Raw genomic sequence first — 251 nt, 5'->3', positions numbered from 1 at the left:
TCCATTCGCCCTCACCTAGAAACTTCATGCCTGTAGAGTCCATGAGTAGATGCAGCCCATCGCTACTTTTTTGGTAGCTGATTGCAATATCGATATGCTTTTGTCTTCTACAAAGCGTACTGTAATCTGGTGCTGTCCAATTTAATCCGCAAAGTTTAATTGACCATACGTAAAGACAGACGGAATAAGGATTTAATCATTAAGCAGCATTGGATGGCTGCGTCGGAGTAGGTTTGATTTCGCCCTTGTTT

At 42.2% G+C, this 251-nt stretch carries 1 pseudogene; it reads right to left on the bottom strand.

Going from position 1 to position 251, the window contains the following annotated elements:
* Positions 1-251, bottom strand: a pseudogene (locus NI455_RS15465) (transposase); the annotation flags it as partial.

This window comes from Acinetobacter lwoffii, from assembly GCF_024129435.1.
Lineage (GTDB): Bacteria > Pseudomonadota > Gammaproteobacteria > Pseudomonadales > Moraxellaceae > Acinetobacter > Acinetobacter lwoffii_F.
Note: the sequence above shows the minus strand (reverse complement) of the source record. Positions and strands in the feature narration are given on the sequence as shown.